Raw genomic sequence first — 20380 nt, forward strand, 5'->3', positions numbered from 1 at the left:
AGCCATGACGACATCCTCGCGCAGCCCGGCACCCCTGGCCTTCATCACCGGCGCATCCAGCGGCATAGGCCAGGCCCTGGCCTGGCATGCCTACCAGCAAGGCTGGTCGCTGGCACTGGTTGCGCGGCGTGGCGACGTGATGGCGCAATGGGCTGCGCAGCAGGGCCTGGAGGCGTCGCGCTTCGCCATCTACGAGGCCGATGTGGCCGTGCCCGACAGCATCATCGCTGCCGCCCGGCGCTGTGAGCAGCAGCAGGGCCTGCCCGATGTCGTGATTGCCAATGCCGGCGTCAGCTGGGGTGTGGACACCTCGATGCGCGAGGATATCGACACCATGCAGCAGGTGCTGGCCGTCAACACCATGGGCGTGGCGGCCAGTTTCCATCCTTTTATCGCGCCCATGGTGCGGCGTGGCAGCGGGCAGTTGGTCGGTATCGCCAGTGTGGCCGGGCTGCGCGGCCTGCCGGGACATGGTGCTTATTGCGCCAGCAAGGCTGCAGTCATTGCCTATTGCGAAAGCCTTCGCGGTGAATTGCGCAGTAGTGGCGTAAAAGTCACTACATTGCTTCCTGGTTATGTAGATACACCCCTCACACGCGGTAACCGCTATGGCATGCCATTCCTATTGCAGCCCCATGAGTTTGCTGCAAGGGCCTGGCGTTCCATTGATGCCGGGCGCAGCCTGGCCATCATCCCCTGGCAAATGGCGTGGGTTGGCCGTTTGATGAAAATTCTGCCAAACCCCTTGTTTGATCGGCTGCTTGTAGGACGAAATCGCAAACATCGTCATTCGAAAAATCCCTGAAGTTCGTCGTGCTCAGGGAATATGTTCATGCATAAACTTGCACCCGCAAAAAAGGCTCCCTGAAGGAGCCTTTTCTTGTTTGGGAGAACATGGAGACCGGGGTCTCATTCTCCGTTGTTATTGTTGTTTCCCCAGCCGCCGCCACGGCCGCCATTGCGGGGGCCGGAGCCATAGGGGCTGCGGAAACCACCATCGCCACGGCCGCCGTAGCCGCCGCCACCACCGCCGTCACCACGGCCATAGCCACCACCGCCGCCGCCATCGCTGCGTCCGTAGCCTCCGCCATCACCGCGGCCACCGCCACCGTAGCCACCGCCGCCGCCCTCACCACGGCCATAGCCGCCACCACCGCCGCCGCCACCAAAGCCGCCCGAGCGCGGGGGACGGGGCTCCATGGGGCGCGCTTCGTTCACCACGAGGCTGCGTCCGCCCAATGGCTGGCCATTCATGCCTTGAACGGCTGCCTGTGCCTCGGCATCGCTGCCCATTTCGACAAACCCGAATCCCTTGGAGCGGCCTGTGTCGCGTTCCATCATGACCCGGGCGCTGGTGACAGCGCCGAACTGGCTGAATGCCTGCTCCAAGTCGTTGTCACGCACACCATAGGGAAGGTTGCCGACGTAAAGCTTATTGCCCATCAAAAACTCCTCAACTCCTCAATGCTCACTGGTTTGCGCTCGGCTTCAGGACGCACAGACATCAGGTTCTTTGTATACAAGAGCCTGTCCAACCTTCCTAAACACATAGCGTTCGAACGGGTCTGCCCGAAACCAAATTATGAAGCACAAAAATCAAAAAGATAAATGCTCGAAAACACAAGCTGATAACGTTTGGCAACAAAAAAGGGGCCCGAAGGCCCCATTTTTTTGCTAACGCAAGCTCTAAGCGAGTGCTTAGTAGCTGTTGCGACGGCCGCCGCCACCGCCGTAGCCGCCGTCACGGTTGCCGCCGCCGAAGCCGCCGCCACCGCCGCCACCACCAAAGCCGCCGCCGAAGCCGCCGCTACGGGGAGCGCGGGGCTCCATCGGACGGGCTTCGTTGACCACCAGGTCACGGCCGCCGCGGTTTTGGCCGTGCAGGCCTTGGATAGCAGCTTGTGCTTCGGCATCGCTGCCCATTTCGACGAAGCCGAAACCCTTGGAACGGCCGGTGTCGCGCTCCATCATCACTTTGGCGCTGTTGACGGCGCCGAATTCGCTGAAGGCTTGCTCCAGATCGCTGTCACGGAAGGTGTACGGCAGGTTGCCGACGTAAAGCTTGTTGCCCATGGAGGACTCCTGAAAAAACTGGAAAACGCGATGGAGCCCTAGGGAGTCAACACGGGATGACAACGTTAGAGACGCAAACGCACTCGCCCTCATTGAGCCGAAGCCCGAACGAAAGCCTGCCCATTATGTGGCAGAAGTTTTCGCACGTTATTACTGTTTCGCAAAAATTCGTCGTGCCCGCCACAGAATGCCCCTGGGAGTAACCCTGAAATTGCGGCAGCGCATAAGCAAGTGCCGTGGCGGCAGTGGTGGTCGGCATGCGGATCGGGGGGCTGCTATGATCGCCGCCTCAGTCTTTGGGGAGTAGATCGTTCGGCTCAGTGGCCGGATGCATGCGTCAACAAACTTGGGCCTTCGCTGGCCTATGGCGTATGCGGCGCGCAGTGCAATGCTGCGTGTGACCGATCGAGACCATTGACCGCGCACCGATCCAAAGGCCGGAGTCGGAGCGTGGTCAATGCGTGCTCTATCCGGCCGGATAAATCCCCACACCATGGAAGCCTTCCTGATTTCAACCTCCGTCGTCGCACTTGCCGAGATGGGGGACAAGACCCAGCTGCTGTCGCTGGTGCTCGCCGCGCGTTTTCGCAAACCCTGGCCCATCGTTGCGGGCATTTTCGTGGCCACGCTGGTCAACCATGCGCTGGCCGGTGCCGTGGGTGCCTGGATCACCAGCTACCTGGGCGAGAACGCCATGCGCTGGATCCTGGGCCTTTCCTTCATCGCCATGGCGATCTGGATGCTGATCCCCGACAAGCTCGACGAGGACGAGGTCTCCGGGCATTCGCGCTGGGGCGTCTTCGGCACCACGCTGGTGGCCTTCTTCCTGGCCGAGATGGGCGACAAGACGCAGATCGCCACCGTGATGCTGGCGGCCAAGTACAACGCCTACCTGTGGGTGGTGGCCGGCACCACGCTGGGCATGATGCTGGCCAACGCTCCCGTGGTGTGGCTGGGCGACAAGCTGGTCAAGCGCGTGCCCATACGCCTGGTGCATGTGGTCTCGGCCGTGATCTTCCTGGTGCTGGGCGTGCTGGCCCTGTTCCTTCCGGGGACGGGCGTTTTGGCATAATGAGCCTTCATGCGCCGATTTGCTTCTGCTTGCGGGCGCTTTATAAATCCTGCTAAAGACGACACCAGAGAACCCGGCCTCGTTTTTAGCGATGCCGGGTTTTTTCATGTCCTTCATCGCCACACCACAAACCATGCACTTCGACGAGCCCCTGCCGCTGCAGGGCGGCGGCTCGATCCGGGACTACGACCTCGCCTACGAGACCTACGGGCAGCTCAATGCCGATCGCAGCAACGCGGTGCTGGTCTGCCATGCGCTCAATGCCTCCCACCATGTGGCAGGCGTCTACGAGGGCCAGGCCAAGAGCGAGGGCTGGTGGGACAACATGATCGGCCCGGGCAAGCCCGTGGATACGAACCGGTTCTTCGTGATCGGCGTGAACAACCTGGGCTCGTGCTTTGGCTCGACCGGCCCCATGCACGCGCATCCCGACACCGGCAAGATCTATGGCGCCGACTTCCCCGTGGTCACGGTGGAGGACTGGGTGGACGCCCAGGCCCGGCTGCTGGACCGGCTGGGCATTGGCCAGCTGGCCGCCGTGCTGGGCGGCAGCCTGGGCGGCATGCAGGCGCTGTCGTGGTCGCTGCGCCACCCTGACCGCATGCGCCACGCCGTGGTCGTGGCCAGTGCGCCCAACCTCAATGCCGAGAACATCGCCTTCAACGAGGTGGCGCGCCGCGCCATCGTCACCGACCCTGATTTCCACGGCGGGCATTTCTACGAGCACGGCGTGGTGCCGGCGCGGGGACTGCGCATCGCCCGCATGATCGGCCACATCACCTACCTCAGCGACGACGTGATGAACCAGAAGTTCGGCCGCCAGCTGAGGGAGGGGCTGGACCTGAAGTACAGCACGCAGGACGTGGAGTTCCAGATCGAGAGCTACCTGCGCTACCAGGGCGAGAAGTTCAGCAGCTACTTCGACGCCAACACCTACCTGCTGATCACGCGTGCGCTCGATTATTTCGACCCGGCGCGCGCGCATGGCGGCGACCTGACCCGGGCGCTGTCCGTGGCCAAGGCCGGCTTCCTGCTGGTGAGCTTCACCACCGACTGGCGCTTTGCCCCCGCGCGCAGCCGCGAGCTGGTCAAGTCGCTGCTGGAGAACAACCGCGACGTCAGCTACGCCGAGATCGACGCGCCCCACGGCCATGACGCCTTCCTGCTCGACGATCCCCGTTACATGAAGGTGATGCGCTCCTACTTTGACAACATCGCCCAGGAAACCCCGACAGTCGCCAAGGAGGCCGCATGACCGAGCTGAACACCATGCAGGCGATTGCGCGCCTGATCCCCAAGGGCTCGCGCGTGCTCGACCTGGGCTGCGGCGATGGCGCCCTGCTGTCGCACCTGCAGCGCGAGCGTGGCTGCACCGGCTACGGCGTGGAGCTGGACGACGCCAATGTGCTGGCCTGCGTGCGCCGGGGCGTGAACGTGCTGCAGCTGAACCTGGAGGACGGGCTGGCCATCTTCCAGGACAACAGCTTCGACGTGGTGCTGCAGATCGACACGCTGCAGCATCTGCGCAATGCCGAGACCATGCTGCAGGAGACGGCGCGCATCGGGCGCGCGGGCATCGTCGCCTTCCCCAACTTCGCGCACTGGCCCAACCGCCTGTCCGTGCTGCGCGGGCGCATGCCGGTGACGCGGCGCCTGCCCTACCAGTGGTATGACACGCCCAATATCCGCGTGGGCACCTACAAGGACTTCGAGGTGCTTGCCACCCGCAACCGGCTGCGCATTCTGGACTCCTTCGGCCTGCAGGATGGCCGTAGCGTGCGTACCCTGCCCAATCTCATGGCGGGCACGGCCGTCTTCCATTTCGAGCACGCCTGAGCGGCGGTCCGGTCCGTGCCCGTGTCATGGGTGGCGCGCACAATCGACGGATTGCGAACCCGAAAGGCAGACATGAACCGCTTCCCACGCCGCCGCGCGCTGGCCCTGGCCGGCGCGGCCGCCGGCCTGCTGCTGGCAGGCTGCGCCACGCCGCAGGCCGCCAATTCCCCATCACAGGCCGCGGACTGGCCTCCCCGGCCCGCGCTGATCGCGCACCGCGGCGCATCGGCACTGCGGCCAGAGCACACGCTGGAGGCCTACCGGGAGGCCATACGCGCAGGCGCCGACTTCATCGAGCCCGACCTGGTCATCACGCGCGATGGCGTGCTGGTGGTGCGGCATGAGAACGCCATCGCCATCCTGGCGGCCGACGGCAGCCTCAAGGAGGCCACCACCAATGTGGCCGACCGCCCCGAGTTCGCGGCGCGCAAGACCACCAAAACCATCGACGGGCAGGCGATCACGGGCTGGTTCGTGGAGGATTTCACGCTGGCCGAGCTGAAGACGCTGCGTGCGCGTGAACGCATCCCGGCGATCCGCCCGGCGAATGTGCAGTTCAATGACCGTTTCGAGGTGCCCACGCTGCAGGAGGTCATCGACCTGGCTCGAGCCGAGAGCGTACGCACGAACCGCACCATAGGCATCTATCCCGAGACCAAGCACCCGAGCTACTTCCAGTCCATCGGCCTGCCGCTGGAGCCCGTGCTGCTGAAGCTGCTTGCGGACAACGGCTGGAACCATGCGCAGGCGCCAGTCTTCGTGCAGTCCTTCGAGGTGGAGAACCTGCGTTGGATCCGTGCGCGCAGCAGCCTGCGCCTGGTGCAATTGCTGGCGCCCAAGGGCAAGCCCTATGACAGCGTGGCGCGCGGCACGGGCCCCGGCTATGCCGACATGGTCACGCCCGCGGGCCTGGCCGAGATTGCGCGCTATGCCAATGGCATCGGGCCGAGCAAGAGCATGGTGATCCCCGTGGTGCAGGGCGCCAATGCGGCGCCCACGGCACTGGTGGCCGATGCCCACCGTGCCGGGCTGCTGGTCCATCCCTGGACGCTGCGGCCCGAGCACGCCTTCCTGCCCCTGAGCCTGAAATCGCCGCCCGCACAGGACGGCGCCCGGCGCGGCAATGCACGCGCCGACATGGACGATTTCCTGCGCACGGGCATCGATGGCATCTTCACCGACGATCCGTCGGTGGGGCGCGCGGCCATCGATGACCTGCTCAAACCGAAGCCTTGAGACGGCGCGCCGCCGCGCGCCGGCCTGCTGCCTGCGCCCGCTCCAGCCACTGCTGCACACGGGCGGCCTCGGCGCCGAGCACGGGGCCGAAGCTGTGTATGCGCACGGGCCGGATGCCGCTGAATTCCAGGATGGCGCGGCGCATCTGGTGGTGGCCCGGCATGTGCGCCACCCAGCGGTAGTACCAGGGTGGTGAATCCATGCTCACCAGCAGGTCGGCCGTGCGGCCGGCCAGCAGCCGGTCCCACAGCACCGAGCCCTTGCGGTACTTGAAGGCGAAGCCCGGCAGAAAGATGCGATCGATGAAGCCCTTGAGCAAGGCCGGCAGGCCGCCCCACCAGGTGGGATAGGCCCATGCCAGGTGGCTGGCCCACAGGATGTCGGCCTGGGCCCGCTGCAGGTCAGGCTCCAGGGGCTGGTCCTGGCGGTAGCCGGCATGCAGCAGCGGGTCGAAGTCCAGTTCGCCCAGGCGCAGCAGGCGTACCTCGGCGCCGCTGTCGCGTGCGCCCTGTGCGTAGGCGTCGGCCAGGCCTGCGCACAGGCTGCTGGCCGACGGGTGGCCGAGGATGATCAGGATGCGCTGGGGATGCGTATCGGCAGGAGGGTGGGCGGTTCTTGGAGACATGGCGCCCATGTTCGCCTTGCCCCTTGGGGCAGGGTCAAGCACCCGGGCTCAGGCCGCGGGCCCAGACCAATGCGGGTTCGCAGGCGCCCTGGGTACCTGCCGTCTCCAGGCTGCATTCGAGCAGTTCGCGCTCCAGCGCCGCCAACTGGGACTGCTGTGCCTGGAGGCGCCGGATTTCTGCCTGAACCTGGCTGCTGCGCTCGCGCAGCAGCCGGGCCAGGGCTTCCCAGCTTGTGGCCTCATGGATGCGGTGCAGGCCGTGCAGCTCGTCCAGCCGAAAGCCCAGTCCCAGCGCCTGGCGTATGCGCTGCACAAGCACCAGGTCCTGCTCGCCATAGATGCGGTAGCTGCCTGCCCGTGCCACGGCGCCGAGCAGGCCCCGTGATTCATACAGCCGGACGGCCTTGGGCGAGCAGCCGGCGCGTCGGGCGAGTTCTCCGATATACATGGCGCGATCGTAGTCGTTGGCGGCGGGGTGTCCGGGGTCCGTGCCGCCTTGGCGCACAATGACCGGATCGCGGCGCTGGCTTCGCTCGAACGGTGCGCCGACCCATGACACGAGGACCCGCCATGAACGCACGCACCCCTTCGCAGCTGCTGCAGCCCGCAGCCGCGCTTGACCAGATCAGCCGCTCCTGGGACGAGCGCATCGTCCCGGCGCTGACCGAGTACATCGCCATTCCCGCCAAATCGCCCATGTTCGCGCCCGACTGGGAGCAGCAGGGCCACCTGGAGACCGTGCTGCGCAATGCGGCCGACTGGGTGCTGGCGCAGAAGGTGGCCGGCCTGACGCTGGAGATCGTGCGCCAGCCCGGCCGCACGCCGGTGCTGTTCTTCGAGGTGGAAGGCACGCAGGACAAGGCGGCCTCCAGCCCCACGGTGCTGATGTACGGCCACCTGGACAAGCAGCCAGAGTTCGACGGCTGGCGCAGCGACCTGGGCCCGTGGACGCCCAAGTACGAGAACGGCAAGCTCTATGGCCGTGGCGGCGCCGACGACGGCTATGCGGTCTACGCCAGCATCGCGGCCGTGCAGGAGCTCAAGCGCCAGGGCGTGCCGCACCCGCGCATCCTGGGCCTGATCGAGACCTGCGAGGAAAGCGGCTCGCGTGACCTGTTGCCCTATGTCGATGCCCTGCGTCCGCGCCTGGGCGATGTGGGCCTGGTGATCTGCCTGGACAGTGGCGCCGGCAACTACGACCAGCTGTGGCTGACCACCAGCCTGCGCGGCATGGCCAGCGGCACGCTGAAGGTGGAAATCCTCACCGAGGGTGTGCATTCGGGCGATGCCTCGGGCGTCGTGCCGTCGTCCTTCCGCATCCTGCGCCAGGTGCTGGACCGGCTGGAGGACAGCAAGACCGGGCGCCTGCTGCCCGCCAGTTTCCACTGCGAGGTGCCGGCCGAGCGCATGGCGCAGATGCGCGACACGGCGGCCATCCTGGGCGAGGAAACCTATGCCCGCTTCCCCTGGGCGCACTACGACTGCGGCGGCTCCACGCTGTTCGCCCTGCCCACCACCACCGACCCGGTCCAGGCCCTGGTCAAGCGCACCTGGGAGCCCACGTTGAGCGTGACCGGCGCCGAGGGCCTGCCCGCGCTGCAGGACGCCGGCAACGTGCTGCGCCCCTATACCGCCTTCAAGCTCAGCCTGCGCCTGCCGCCCCTGGTCGATGCCGCCGCCTGCGTGCAGGAAATGAAGGCGCTGCTGGAGGACAACGCTCCCTACCAGGCCCGTGTGACCTGGCAGGGCCTGTCGGGCGCCAGCGGCTGGAATGCGCCAGCCATGGACGGCTGGTTCGAGGACGCGCTCAACGCGGCAAGCCAGGCGCATTTCGGCGCCTCCTGCGGCTACATCGGCCAGGGCGGCACGATTCCGCTGATGAACATGCTCAGCCAGGGCTTCCCCAAGGCCCAGATGATGGTCTGCGGCGTGCTCGGTCCCAAGAGCAATGCCCACGGTCCCAATGAATTCCTGCACGTGCCCTATGCCAAGAAGCTCACGGCCGCCGTGGCCCAGGTGATCGCCGCCATGGCCGGGGCGCAGGCAGCCGCCGAGGCGGGCGCTGCTGGCGTGGCGTGATGGCAGCGCCTGCCCCCGCACCCGTTCCCGCACCTGTCTCGCAAGGCCAGGTCACGCGCCTTGCGTCCAGCGACGGCGCCGAGCTGTCACTGTGCGACTGGCCCGTGGACGGGGGCCAGGCGCGCGCCACCGTGCTGCTGGTGCACGGCCTGGGCGAGCACATCGGCCGCTATGAGGCGCTGGCCCGGCGCCTCAATGCCTGGGGCTATGCGGTGCGCGGCTACGACCAATACGGCCATGGGCGCTCGGCAGGGCCGCGCGGCGGCTTGACGGCCGATGGCCGGCTGCTGAATGACCTTGCAGCCGTGGTCGATGCCACGCGTGCCCAGCAGCCCGCTGGCCAGCCGCTGGTGCTGCTGGGCCACAGCCTGGGCGGCCTGGTGGCGGCGCTGTTCGTGGCGCGTGCCATCCGGCCTGTCGATGCGCTGGTGCTGTCTTCGCCGGCCCTCGACGTGGGTTTGTCGCCCATCCAGAAGCTGCTCGTGGGCACGCTGCCGCGCCTGGTGCCCGACCTGCGCGTGTCCAACGGCCTGCAGATTCCCTATCTCTCGCATGACGCGGCGGTCTGCGATGCCTACCGTGCCGATCCGCTGTGCCATGACCGCATCTGCGCGCGGCTGGCGCGGTTTCTGGCGCAGGGCGGCCCGCAGGTGCTGGCCCGCGCGGGGCAGTGGAGCGTGCCCAGCCTGCTGATGTGGGCGGGGGACGACAGGCTGGTGGCACCGGCCGGCAGCCAGGCCTTTGCCGACCGCGCGCCGCCAGCCGTGGTACAGGCGCAGTGCTTTGACGGCGCCTACCACGAGCTGTTCAACGAGCGCGATGACTTCGCCGCGCCCGTGTTCGCGCGGCTGCGCGACTGGCTGGGCCGCTTCAGGCCAGCGTGAGCGCCGCCAGCGCGGCCAGGGGCGCGGTTTCCGCGCGCAGCACGCGTGGCCCCAGCGTGACGGGCACAAAGCCCTGGGCGCGGGCGAGCGCCTCCTCGGCAGGCGACAGGCCGCCCTCGGGGCCGGAGAGAAAGACCACGGGTGCATCCTCGGCCGTGGCATCCAGGATCTCAACCAGCGGCCGCGTGCCCTCGCCCAGCGACAGCAGCAGGCGCAGCGTGCCGGGCGGCAGCTGTTTCGCACCGCCCTCCAGCCAGTCCTCCAGGTCTGCAGGGGTGTGCAGCGGGGGAACGCGGTTGCGCGTGCACTGCTCGCAGGCCGATACGGCCACGGCCTGCCAGTGGGCGAGTTTTTTCTCGGCGCGCTCGCCCTTGAGCTTGAGCACGCTGCGCTCGGCCACCAGCGGGGTGATGCTGGCGGCACCCAGCTCGGCCGCCTTCTCCACCAGCCAGTCCATGCGTTCGTTGGCCGTGATGCCGGCCAGCAGGTGCACGGGGCGCAGGGGCTCGCGTTCCACGGCGTGGTGCGCGCCTATGCGCACGGCCACGGCGCTGCGGCCCATGCGCAGCACGGTGGCCTCGAACTCGCCGCCGCTGAAGCCTTCGCCGGCGCGGCCTTCGAAGAGGGTGATGCCGTCGCCGGGCTGCAGGCGCAGCACCTGCACATGGCGCGCCGCGCCGGGCGGCAGGTCGATGTCGGCGCCGCTGCGCAGCGCAATGGGGCAGTGAAAGCGTGGCATGGCGTATCCGTTCTCAGACGCGCCCGTAGGCCCAGCCGACCTGGGGCTGGATGTTTTCGATCTGGTCCACCAGGCGCAACAGCGGCGTCAGCTCGCGGTAGCGGCTGCAGGTGGAGCGGATGTAGTGGATGAAGCGCGGCGCGTCGGCCAGGTAGCGGGGCTTGCCGTCGCGCAGCGTCAGCCGCGCGAAGATGCCGGCCACCTTGAGGTGGCGCTGCAGGCCCATCCACTCCACGCCTCGGTAGAACTCGCCGAAATCGTCGCCCCAGCCGCTTTGGCTGCGCGCGCCGACCAATCCCGACTTGCGCGCCTTCTCCCAGTAACGCACGGTAATGTCGATGACAAAGTCCTCTTCCCAGCTGATGAAGGCATCGCGCAGCAGGCTGGCGATGTCATAGGTCACCGGGCCATAGACCGCATCCTGGAAGTCCAGCACGCCCAGCGGGCCGCTGGCGGTCACGGGCTGCATGAGATTGCGCGTCATGAAGTCGCGGTGCACAAAGACGCTGGGTGCCGCCAGGTTGTGGGCCACGATCTGGTCGAAGGCCTTGGCCAGCGTGGCCTGCTGCCTGTCGTCGAGCACGGTCTCGCGGTGGCGCGCGATGTACCAGTCGGGGAACAGCTGCAGCTCGCGGCGCAGCAGCGCGTCGTCATACGCGGGCAGCACGTCGGGGCGCGAGGCGGTCTGCCAGGCCAGCAGCACCTCCAGCGCCGAGCGGTACCAGGCTTCCGCGTCCTGGGGCTTTTCCGGGTCCAGCGCCTCGATGACGGTGTGGCCGCCCAGGTCGGACAGCAGCATGAAACCGTGCGCCGCATCCCAGTCCAGGATCTGCGGCACGGCCAGCCCGGCCGAGGCCATCAGCGCCTGCACCTTGGCGAAGGGCGCGCAATCTTCCTTGTCCGGCGGGGCATCCATGACGATGAGGCTGGCGCCCGCGCTGGTGTCCAGGCGCAGATAGCGGCGAAAGCTGGCATCGGCCGAGGCAGGGCGCAGGGTTTCGGGGCGCAGCGCGTGGCGGGCGGACAGCGGGGCCAGCCAGGCGTCGAAGGCGGCGTGGCGGGCGGGGTCGGCCCAGACAACGCCGGCCGTGGGGGTGTTTGGATGGCTCATGGATAATCGCGATTCTACAAACCGCCACCCCGGCGAATGCCCGGCGGTGATGCTAGGCTTGCGCCTTTGTCCACCCGCCGCTGTTGACCACCGTGTACCTCCGACCGCCGCTCCCCGATCCGCTGGCTGCCCGCGCGCCCGCGCGCCCCGCTGTACGCCCGCTGGCCTGGCTTGTGGCTCTCGCATGGGCCGGTGGCTCCACCATGGCCCAGGCCCAGCCCGCTGCAGCCGACGAAGGCCGGCTGCAGCAAGTCCGCCCGCTGCGCCCCAGCACGCTGATGCAGGAAACCTATCCCGAGGCGGTGCGCTCCCAGCAGCCCGTCTATGTGCGCGGTGACGCGCTCAGCGGCCAGCCGGACATCAACTCGGTGGTCGAGGGCAATGCCGAACTGCGCCGTGGCGACACGATGATCCGCGCCGACCGGCTCGAGTACCAGGTGCCCGACGACCGCGTCAATGCCTCGGGCGCAGTACACATCAACCAGGCCGGCAATGTCTACGAGGGCTCGCAGCTGGACCTGGAGGTCGATGCCTTCAAGGGCTTTTTCGACAACGCCGGATATCGCTTCCTGGCCAATGGCGCCTACGGCAAATCCTCGCGCGTGGACTTCATCGACCGCGACCATGCCGTGGTCCACGATGCCACCTACACCACCTGCCAGCGCGACGACGAGGCCAGCTGGGAGCCGGCCTGGATGCTGCGCGCCCGGACCCTGCACATCGATATGGCCGAGGAAGTGGGCGTGGCCGAAGGTGCGGCCCTGCAGTTCAAGGGCGTGACCGTGCTGCCCGTGCCGCGCATGAGCTTTCCGCTGTCGGACAAGCGCAAGTCGGGCCTGCTGCCTCCCACCATGGGCCTGGACAAGCTCAGCGGCATCGAATACACGCAGCCCTATTACTGGAACCTTGCGCCCAACCGCGACATGACCCTGTATCCCTCGGTCATGAGCAAGCGCGGCGTCAACCTGGGAGCCCAGTTCCGCTACCTGGAGCCGACCTATTCGGGCGAGGCCTATGCGGCCTACATGCCCGGCGACCGCCAGCGTGACCGGGACCGCTGGGCCTACTCGCTGCAGCACCGGGGCGTCATCGACTCGCCCATCGGTGGCCTGGGGTTGAACATGAACCTCAACCGCGTCAGCGACGACAACTACTGGCGTGACTTCCCGCTGGCCGCCAAAACGCTGCGCGAGCGCCTGCTGCCCAACGATGTGAACCTGTCCTGGGCGCGTGGCGACAATGTGCTGACCCTGCGCACCCTGTACTGGCAGACCATGCAGGATGCATCGGCGCCCATTGCCCCGCCCTACGGCATGAAGCCGCAGCTGCAATGGCGCTACACGCCGCTGGACCTGCCGCACGGCCTGGACTTCAGCTTTGTGGCCGACACCACGCGATTCGAGATCGACAAGCCCCTGGCCGGCATGACCTACAACAACGGCCAGCGCAGCTACATGCTGGCCCAGGTGAGCCGCCCCTTCCTGTCGCCGGGCGCCTTCATCACGCCCAGGATCCAGTTGCACACCAGCAACTACCAGGTGGACAGCCTGATGAGCAACGGCAGCCGCAATGCCTCGCGCACGCTGCCCACGGTCAGCGTGGACAGCGGCCTGGTGTTCGAGCGCGACACCACGCTGTTCGGCCGCCAGCTGCTGCAGACCTTCGAGCCGCGCGCCTTCTACACCTACACGCCCTACCGCGACCAGAGCTTTCTGCCGCTGTATGACACGGCGCGCAACGACTTCAACTTCGCGAGCATCTACTCCGAGAACGACTACAACGGCCAGGACCGCATTGCCGACAACCACCTGCTGACCCTGGGCGCGACCACGCGCCTGATCGACGGGGCCACGGGTGCGGAAAAGGCGCGCTTCGGCATTGCGCAGCGCGTGCGTTTCTCCGACCAGAAGGTCATCCTGCCCGGCGAGGTGCCGGCCACCAGCCGCCTGTCCGACGTGCTGCTGGGCGCGGCCATCAACTGGACCGATGCCTGGTCCACCGAAGGCACGACCCAGTACAACCGAGACCTCAACCGCTCGGTGCGTACCACCTTTGGTGCGCGCTACAGCCCCAGCTCCTACCGCACGGTGAACGTGGCCTACCGTACCCAGTACGACACCGTGGCGCGTACCGACGCCAGCAAGCTGGTCGATGTGGGCTGGCAATGGCCCATCAACGACCTGTGGGGCGACAAGGGGCGCGACCTGGGCGCTGGCCGTGGCCAGGGCGGCGGGCGCTGGTACACGGTGGGCCGATTGAACTACAGCCTGAAGGACCGCAAGCTCGTCGATACCGTGGTCGGGCTGGAGTACGACGGCTGCTGCTGGATTGGCCGCGTGGTGCTGGAGCGCCTGCAAAGCTCCATCACCCAGTCCAACACCCGGCTGCTGTTCCAGATCGAGTTCGTCGGCTTCTCGCGGCTGAGCCTGGGTGCAGACCCGCAGCGCAGCCTCAAGCAGAATGTGCCGCGCTACCAGTACCTGCGCGAGTCCGTGACGCCTCCCAGCCGCTTCACCAACTACGATTAGAGCCAACGCTCCAAACACGCTTTTTGCAAGGCATCTCTCCCATGCGTTTTCTTTCCCAGACCCATTGCTGCGCAGCTGCCGCTGTGGCGCTGGCCTTGCTGGCCACCACAGCCCAGGCGCAAGGCCTGCGTGTTCCGGGCCAGTCCAGGGCGCCCCAGGCCGGCGATGCCTCCGTCTCGCGTGCGCTGGACGCCACCAACCTGCCCTCGTCGCGCGATCGCGGCGCCAAGGCTGGCGTGCGCTCGGCCGATTACATCGTCGCCGTGGTCAACTCCGAACCGGTGACCAACAACGAAGTGCGTGCCCGCATGGCGCGCGTGGCGCAGAACATTGCCGAGCAGGGCGGCCAGATGCCGCCCGAGGCGCTGCTGGCCCGCGAGGTGCTCGAGCGCCTGATCGTCGAAAAGGCCCAGCTGCAGGAAGCCAAGGACACGGGCCTGCGCGTGGATGACTACGCCGTGGACCAGGCGCTGACCAATGTGGCGCGGCAAAACGGCCTGGACAAGGCTGGCCTGCAGTCCCGCCTGCGGGCCGAAGGCGTGAACGAAAAGCAGTTCCGCGAAGAGCTGCGCCGCCAGATCACGCTGCAACGTCTGCGCGAGCGCGATGTGGACGGCCGCGTGCGCGTCACCGATGCCGACATCGATCGCTACCTGGCTGAGCAGCGCAGCGGCGGTGCCGACAAGGCACCGGCCGCCGTGAACCTGGGCCACATCCTGATTTCCGTGCCCGAGAACGCCAGCCCCGCCGAAGTGGCCGAGCGCGAGGCCCGCGCCAAGCAGGCCGCCGAGGCCGCCCGCACGCAAGGCGACTTCCTGGCCGTGGTCAAGGAGTTCTCCGATGTGCCCGACGGCCAGGGCGGCGGCGCCATGGGCATGCGCCCGCTGGACCGCTATCCCGAGCTGTTCACCAAGGCAGTGGGCCAGACGGCGCAGGGCGGCATCGTCGGCCCCTTCCGTTCGGGCGCGGGCTTTCACGTGCTCAAGGTGCTGGAGAAGTCGCAGGCCGGCATGCCGTCCGTGGTCACGCAAAACCATGCGCGCCACATCCTGCTGCGCATTGGCGACCAGATGACCGAGGCCGATGCCGCCAAGCGCCTGGCCGACTACAAGCGCCGCGTGGACAGCGGCCAGGCCAGCTTCGAATCGCTGGCCCGCGAGTTCTCGCAGGACGGCAGCGCGCGCAACGGCGGCGACCTGGGCTGGGCCTCGCCCGGCCAGTTCGTGCCCGAGTTCGAGCAGGTGCTCAATGCGCTGCAGCCCGGCCAGGTCAGCGACCCGCTGGTCTCGCGCTTCGGTGTGCACCTGATCCAGCTCATCGAGCGCCGCCAGGCTGCGCTGACGCCCCGCGAGCAGCGCGACATGGTTCGCAACGTGGTGCGCGAGCGCAAGCTCGAAACCGACTACCAGACCTGGCTTCAGGAGCTGCGTGGCCGCGCCTACGTCGAGTACCGCGAGCCTCCGCAATAAGACACCCCCCGAGCAGCTGCGGCTGCGGCAGTCCACAATGGAAGGCGGTGCCATGGCGCACCGCCTTGCTTTTTCTATGAAACACATTCCTCGCAAACGCTTCGGCCAGAACTTCCTGACCGATGACGGCATCATCGACGGCATCGTGAGCGCCATCGACCCCCGGCCGGGCCAGTCCATGGTCGAGATCGGGCCGGGCCTGATGGCCCTGACCCAGCCCCTGGTCGAACGCCTGGGCCGGCTCACCGTGATCGAGCTGGACCGCGACCTGGCCGTGCGCCTGCGCCTGCACGAGCAGCTCGACGTGGTCGAGTCCGACGTGCTCAAGGTGGACTTCCGTGCCATTGCCGCGCGCCTGGGCGTGCCCAAGCTGCGCATTGCGGGCAACCTGCCCTACAACATCTCCAGCCCCATCCTCTTTCACCTGCTCGAGCAGGTGGACGTGGTCGAGGACCAGCACTTCATGCTGCAAAAGGAGGTCATCGACCGCATGGTGGCGTCGCCCTCCACGGCCGCCTATGGGCGGCTGACGGTCATGCTGCAGTGGCGCTATGCGATGGAGAGCGTGCTGTACGTGCCGCCCGAGAGCTTCAATCCGCCGCCCAAGGTGGACAGCGCCGTCGTGCGCATGGTCCCGCGCGAGTCGCCGGCGGCCCTGGACGCGAAGCTGCTGGAGGAGATGGTGCAGGTGGCCTTCAGCCAGCGGCGCAAGATCCTGCGCAACACGCTGGGGCGCTGGCTGGAAGCCAAGGGCTTTGACGGGGAATTCGACCTGCAGCGCCGCGCCGAGGAAGTGCCGGTGTCCGAATACGAGGCACTCGCCGCCCGGTTCACGCGCGCCTAGGCACAGGCGCCCAGCGACTGCAGAGCCCACAGAGCCCACAGCACCCGATTGGGCGCTGTGGGCTCTGGGCCCTCAATGTCCTGCGCTTACAGGAACGAGTAGAAGCAGCGGAACGGAATCTTGCGCTCGGCCCAGTACTCGGCCGCGTCGCGGAAGCTGTCCAGTAGCTGCTCGCGCACTTCCTTGTCGAACTTGGGCGTGGTCGGGATCTGGTCGAGCACGAGCACAAAGCCCGGCTGCGGGCCGGCCTTGTGGATGGGGTCGGTCAGGCAGTCGTAGAGCGCGTCGAAGTTCTTGCCGAAATGCGCGGGGAAGAAGAACTGCGTAGCCAGCAGTTCCAGGATGTCGGCCTTGGTCTGCGCATGGGCCAGGTTGGCATACAGAAAATGGCACCCCAGCGTCTCGGCCGCCTGTTGCAGATCCTCCACCCTGTAGGCGCGGATCGACTGCACGATGTTGGCGCGCACGTTCCGCAAAGGGGTGTCGGGGATCTTACGAAGTGGTGCATCCATCTCCGTGGCTCTTTCTCTAACGTGGATGTGGCCTGCGGGGACGGGCTCATGGCCTTCGGCATCCCTGGGCTGTGGATGAAATGCAGACCCCTGCCAGCGCACTGCGTCGGACACGGAGGGTCGAACTGGCTGTAGAGACTGGGTCGAGGTCATTCGATGATCTTGCGAAAGCTGCTGTAGTGGTCGCTGGTGTAGTAGCAGGCATCGGGCTGCTGGGGCTCTCCGCCGCAGACGATGCGGCGGGCTCCACGGTCACGCGAACCGGGCGTGCGCACCGTGTACTCACGGTAATAGCCGCGCGACTGGCGCGGCAGGATGCGCTCGCGGTTGCCGAACACCGTGCCGTCCTTGTCGTGGGCAAAAGGCCCGCCGCGCAGGATCAGCGTATACGTGGAACGGCCTTCGCGCGGCAACTCGGACAGGGAGACGGTGGCCACGGCCGCCGTCGTCTCCACGCTCTCGGGCGCCGAGCGGCGCGCATCAGCGAGCGAGGGCGACAGCACAAAGGCGGCCCCGACGATGAGCGCTAGACCGGACTGGTACGCCTTGGCGGCGGCTGCCTTCAGCATCAACTACACCTTTCAGAAATCCAGGGAAGCCCTGAAATCTCGACCCGCTAGTGTGACGGAACACCCCTCAAAATGCAAGTTCTGCCCAAAAAACAGGCAGCTTGACCAAGGAAATGTCTGGGGATTGAACAGTGAGCATGGCAACTCTGCGCCTGAGTTGCCAGCTATTCAATGCAAATGCCGCCCGTTGCCTCAAAAACGCGCGCGGCCAAAAAACCAGGGGCGCCGAGCAAGAGCCGCCTCGCGGCGAGGGCGCCGTCCCCCTCCCCCGCGGAGCGGGTAGAGAGGGGGAAGCGGCGAAGCCGCTCAGGGGGTGCTTACCGGTTAGCGTTAGCGTCCGCCACCGTCAGCGCCGTCATGTTGACGATGCGGCGCACCGTCGTGCTCGGCGTGAGGATGTGCACGGGACGGGCGGCGCCCAGCAGCACGGGGCCGATGGCAATGCCGCCGCCAGCGGCCTGCTTGAGCAGGTTGTAGCTGATGTTGGCCGCGTCGATGTTGGGCATGACCAGCAGGTTGGCGTTGCCCAGCAGCGTGCTGTTGGGCATGAGCTGGGCGCGGGCCTTGCCGTCCAGGGCCACGTCGCCGTGCATCTCGCCGTCCACTTCCAGCCACGGGGCCTGCTCGCGCAGCAGCTCCAGGGTCTGGCGCATCTTGACGGCGCTGGGCTGGTTGCTGGAGCCGTAGTTGGAGTGCGACAGCAGGGCGGCCTTGGGCTTGACGCCGAAACGCATCATTTCCTCGGCGGCCATGATGGTGATCTCGGCCAGCTGCTCGGCCGTGGGGTCGTAGTTGACGTGGGTGTCCACCAGGAAGACCTGGCGGTCGGGCAGCAGCAGGCCGTTCATGCAGGCATAGGTCTGCACGCCGGCGCGGCGGCCGATCACCTGGTCCACATACTGCAGGTGGTGCGATGTCTGGCCCCAGGTGCCGGTGATCAGGCCATCGACTTCGCCCTTGTGCAGCAGCATGGAGCCGATCAGGGTCAGGCGGCGGCGCATCTCGATCCGGGCGATGGGCACGGTGATGCCCTTGCGCTCGGTCATGCGGTGGTAGGTCTGCCAGAAGTCGCGGTAGCGCTCGTCGTGCTCGACGTTGACCACGTCGTAGTCCGTGCCTTCCTTCAGGCGCAGGCCGAATTTCTCGATGCGCTGGGCAATGATGGCCGGGCGGCCGATCAGCGTGGGGCGCGCAATGCGCTCGTCCACCACGATCTGCGTGGCGCGCAGGATGCGCTCTTCCTCGCCCTCGGCGTAGGCCACGCGCTTCTTGGCGGCCTTCTTGGCCGCGGCGAACAGCGGCTTCATCATGGTGCCCGAGGCGTAGACGAAGGTCTGCAGGTGGGCGCGGTAGGCATCCATGTCCTGGATCGGGCGCTGGGCCACGCCGCACTCGGCGGCAGCCTGGGCCACGGCCGATGCGATCTTCATCATCAGGCGCGGATCGAAGGGCTTGGGGATCAGGTACTCAGGGCCGAAAGTCAGTTGCTCGCCCACGTAGGCGGCCGCCACTTCCTCGCTTTGCTCGGCCTGGGCCAGCTCGGCGATGGCGTGGACGGTGGCGATTTCCATCTCGGTGGTGATGGTGGTCGCGCCGCAGTCCAGGGCACCCCGGAAGATGTACGGGAAGCACAGGACGTTGTTGACCTGGTTGGGGTAGTCCGAGCGGCCCGTGGCGATGATGGCGTCGCTGCGCACGGCCTTCACGTCTTCGGGAATGATCTCGGGGTTGGGGTTGGCCAGCGCGAAGATCACCGGACGCGCGGCCATCTTGACCACCATGTCCTGCTTGAGCACGCCGCCGGCGGACAGACCCAGGAAGACGTCGGCGCCTTCAATGACCTGGCCCAGCGTGCGCAGCTCGGTGGCGCGCGCGAACTGGGCCTTGTCCTCGTCCATCAGCTCGGTGCGGCCCTCGTAGACCACGCCGGCCAGGTCGGTGACGAACACGTTCTCGCGGCGCAGGCCGACCTTGAGCAGCAGGTTCAGGCAGGCCAGGGCAGCGGCGCCCGCGCCCGAGGCCACGAGACGGACCTCCTCGATCTTCTTGCCGGCCACCTTGAGCGCGTTGACCATGGCCGCTGCCACGGTGATGGCCGTGCCGTGCTGGTCATCGTGGAAGACGGGGATCTTCAGGCGGCGGCGCAGCTCGCGCTCCACGAAGAAGCACTCGGGCGCCTTGATGTCTTCCAGGTTGATGGCGCCGAAAGTGGGCTCCAGCGCGGCGATCACATCGACCAGCTTTTGCGGGTCCTTCTCGTTGATCTCGATGTCGAAGACGTCCACGCCCGCGAACTTCTTGAACAGGACGGCCTTGCCTTCCATCACCGGCTTGGAGGCCAGCGCGCCGATGTCGCCCAGTCCCAGCACGGCGGTGCCGTTGGAAATCACGGCCACCAGGTTGCCGCGCGCCGTGTACTTGAAGGCGGCGGCCGGGTCCTTGACGATCTCTTCGCAGGGCGCTGCCACGCCGGGCGAGTAGGCCAGGGCCAGGTCATGCTGGTTGGCCATGGGCTTGGTCGGCACGATGGTCAACTTGCCGGGCTTGGGAAACTCGTGGTATTCGAGTGCGGCACGGCGCAGCTGGGCACGTTTATCGGAAGGGGTCGGGGCCGTGTTGTCGGACATCAAGCGTCTCCAGCGAAGGCATGGCCAACGCACGCGCGGATCAGCCCGCGTGCCGTCGGCCGAGGTAGGGGGGAACCGATTGTAGGCCGACAGGCAATAGCCGGGCCCTGCTGTGAAACTGTTGTGATGCCTGGTTGCCCAATGCCCCGCAGCGGCGGCGGTCTTTGCTTGCGCGC

The 20380-nt window shown here is 67.1% G+C and carries 19 protein-coding genes; 10 read left to right on the plus strand and 9 right to left on the minus strand.

Annotated features, from left to right (window positions below):
- Positions 1-4: 4 nt before the first annotated feature.
- Positions 5-805, plus strand: a complete 801-nt coding sequence (locus tag LGR64_RS28200) for an SDR family oxidoreductase (protein ID WP_141833114.1) — start codon at positions 5-7, stop codon at positions 803-805.
- Positions 806-909: 104 nt separating this feature from the next.
- Here LGR64_RS28200 and LGR64_RS28205 read toward each other — a convergent pair whose 3' ends face one another.
- Positions 910-1443, minus strand: a complete 534-nt coding sequence (locus LGR64_RS28205) for an RNA recognition motif domain-containing protein (protein WP_141833116.1) — start codon at positions 1441-1443, stop codon at positions 910-912.
- A 255-nt stretch (positions 1444-1698) separates the two neighbouring features.
- Positions 1699-2073, minus strand: coding sequence for an RNA recognition motif domain-containing protein (locus LGR64_RS28210; protein ID WP_012207843.1), 375 nt, complete (start codon positions 2071-2073; stop codon positions 1699-1701).
- A 493-nt stretch (positions 2074-2566) separates the two neighbouring features.
- Here LGR64_RS28210 and LGR64_RS28215 point away from each other — a divergent pair, with 493 nt between their 5' ends.
- The 4 genes from LGR64_RS28215 (at position 2567) to LGR64_RS28230 (ending at position 6217) form a co-directional block, all read left to right on the plus strand.
- On the plus strand, positions 2567-3145 hold the full coding sequence (locus LGR64_RS28215; protein WP_034397481.1) for a TMEM165/GDT1 family protein: 579 nt from the start codon (positions 2567-2569) through the stop codon (positions 3143-3145).
- A 106-nt stretch (positions 3146-3251) separates the two neighbouring features.
- Positions 3252-4400 carry a homoserine O-succinyltransferase MetX gene (metX, locus tag LGR64_RS28220; protein ID WP_099735023.1) on the plus strand — a complete coding sequence of 383 codons (1149 nt, stop codon included), beginning with the start codon at positions 3252-3254 and terminating at the stop codon, positions 4398-4400.
- Positions 4397-4981, plus strand: a complete 585-nt coding sequence (gene metW, locus LGR64_RS28225) for a methionine biosynthesis protein MetW (RefSeq protein ID WP_012207840.1) — start codon at positions 4397-4399, stop codon at positions 4979-4981. The genes metX and metW overlap by 4 nt, the downstream gene beginning before the upstream one ends.
- Before the next feature lie 72 nt (positions 4982-5053).
- Entirely contained in the window at positions 5054-6217 is a 1164-nt protein-coding gene (locus LGR64_RS28230) for a glycerophosphodiester phosphodiesterase (protein WP_141833118.1), read from the plus strand.
- Here the strand turns inward: LGR64_RS28230 and LGR64_RS28235 are convergent.
- Together LGR64_RS28235 and LGR64_RS28240 are read right to left on the minus strand one after the other, a co-directional pair.
- Complete coding sequence (locus LGR64_RS28235) at positions 6201-6851, minus strand: NAD(P)H-dependent oxidoreductase (protein ID WP_141833120.1); 651 nt, start codon at positions 6849-6851, stop codon at positions 6201-6203. The genes LGR64_RS28230 and LGR64_RS28235 overlap by 17 nt on opposite strands.
- 25 nt (positions 6852-6876) lie before the next feature.
- Complete coding sequence (locus tag LGR64_RS28240) at positions 6877-7290, minus strand: MerR family transcriptional regulator (RefSeq protein ID WP_141833122.1); 414 nt, start codon at positions 7288-7290, stop codon at positions 6877-6879.
- Positions 7291-7412: 122 nt separating this feature from the next.
- Here LGR64_RS28240 and LGR64_RS28245 point away from each other — a divergent pair, with 122 nt between their 5' ends.
- Positions 7413-8921 (plus strand): M20 family metallopeptidase, encoded by a 1509-nt coding sequence (locus LGR64_RS28245; RefSeq protein WP_013804799.1) that lies wholly within the window; start codon positions 7413-7415, stop codon positions 8919-8921.
- Positions 8921-9805: an alpha/beta hydrolase gene (locus LGR64_RS28250; protein ID WP_141833124.1), complete on the plus strand. Its 885-nt coding sequence runs from the start codon at positions 8921-8923 to the stop codon at positions 9803-9805. Before LGR64_RS28245 ends, LGR64_RS28250 begins: the two co-directional genes overlap by 1 nt.
- Here LGR64_RS28250 and LGR64_RS28255 read toward each other — a convergent pair.
- Together LGR64_RS28255 and LGR64_RS28260 are read right to left on the minus strand one after the other, a co-directional pair.
- Complete coding sequence (locus tag LGR64_RS28255; protein WP_141833125.1) at positions 9792-10544, minus strand: 16S rRNA (uracil(1498)-N(3))-methyltransferase; 753 nt, start codon at positions 10542-10544, stop codon at positions 9792-9794. The genes LGR64_RS28250 and LGR64_RS28255 overlap by 14 nt on opposite strands.
- Before the next feature lie 13 nt (positions 10545-10557).
- Complete coding sequence (locus LGR64_RS28260) at positions 10558-11655, minus strand: aminoglycoside phosphotransferase family protein (protein WP_013804796.1); 1098 nt, start codon at positions 11653-11655, stop codon at positions 10558-10560.
- Between the two features lie 92 nt (positions 11656-11747).
- Here LGR64_RS28260 and LGR64_RS28265 point away from each other — a divergent pair, with 92 nt between their 5' ends.
- The 3 genes from LGR64_RS28265 (at position 11748) to rsmA (ending at position 16496) form a co-directional block, all read left to right on the plus strand.
- Positions 11748-14183: an LPS-assembly protein LptD gene (locus LGR64_RS28265; RefSeq protein ID WP_099735025.1), complete on the plus strand. Its 2436-nt coding sequence runs from the start codon at positions 11748-11750 to the stop codon at positions 14181-14183.
- A 41-nt stretch (positions 14184-14224) separates the two neighbouring features.
- Positions 14225-15652, plus strand: coding sequence for a peptidylprolyl isomerase (locus LGR64_RS28270; protein WP_013804794.1), 1428 nt, complete (start codon positions 14225-14227; stop codon positions 15650-15652).
- A gap of 76 nt (positions 15653-15728) precedes the next feature.
- Entirely contained in the window at positions 15729-16496 is a 768-nt protein-coding gene (gene rsmA, locus LGR64_RS28275) for a 16S rRNA (adenine(1518)-N(6)/adenine(1519)-N(6))-dimethyltransferase RsmA (RefSeq protein ID WP_043783066.1), read from the plus strand.
- A gap of 86 nt (positions 16497-16582) precedes the next feature.
- Here rsmA and LGR64_RS28280 read toward each other — a convergent pair whose 3' ends face one another.
- The 3 genes from LGR64_RS28280 to LGR64_RS28290 all read right to left on the minus strand — a co-directional run bounded on the left by LGR64_RS28280 (position 16583) and on the right by LGR64_RS28290 (position 20204).
- Positions 16583-17008: a barstar family protein gene (locus tag LGR64_RS28280; protein ID WP_013804792.1), complete on the minus strand. Its 426-nt coding sequence runs from the start codon at positions 17006-17008 to the stop codon at positions 16583-16585.
- 149 nt (positions 17009-17157) lie between these two features.
- The gene (locus LGR64_RS28285) at positions 17158-17577 is read right to left on the minus strand and encodes a ribonuclease domain-containing protein (protein ID WP_065345005.1); all 420 of its coding nucleotides are present in this window, start codon (positions 17575-17577) and stop codon (positions 17158-17160) included.
- Between the two features lie 317 nt (positions 17578-17894).
- Positions 17895-20204, minus strand: a complete 2310-nt coding sequence (locus LGR64_RS28290) for an NADP-dependent malic enzyme (RefSeq protein ID WP_012207827.1) — start codon at positions 20202-20204, stop codon at positions 17895-17897.
- Positions 20205-20380 lie beyond the last annotated feature (176 nt).

This window comes from Delftia sp. Lp-1, from assembly GCF_020523835.1.
Lineage (GTDB): Bacteria > Pseudomonadota > Gammaproteobacteria > Burkholderiales > Burkholderiaceae_C > Comamonas > Comamonas acidovorans.